Annotated in this window: 1 pseudogene; it reads right to left on the reverse strand. The window is 55.7% G+C overall.

Annotation, left to right across the window (positions count from 1 at the left end):
* Window positions 1–214, reverse strand: a pseudogene (locus FS736_RS25000) (acyl--CoA ligase); the annotation flags it as partial.
* Between the last annotated feature and the right edge of the window lie 23 nt (window positions 215–237).

The following is a 237-nucleotide window of genomic DNA, read 5'->3' on the forward strand; positions in this document are numbered from 1 at the left end:
CGACCCCTGTACCTCCCCTTCCCATGACCGACAGCAACCGACTCCACATCCATTTTTGCCAGCCACCACCCCCACTACCCCACACACTCTCCCCATCCTCTATCCCCACCCAATTTCTTCCCCCTCTCCCCAAATGACCATATCCCCATCCATCTCTATCCACAACACCTTTCCCATTCCCCCTCGTACCCCAACTATACCTCACCAATCCCATATCATCACCCTCCCTCTCCCCAA

This window comes from Cytobacillus oceanisediminis 2691, assembly GCF_007678455.1.
Lineage (GTDB): Bacteria > Bacillota > Bacilli > Bacillales > Cytobacillaceae > Mesobacillus > Mesobacillus oceanisediminis_A.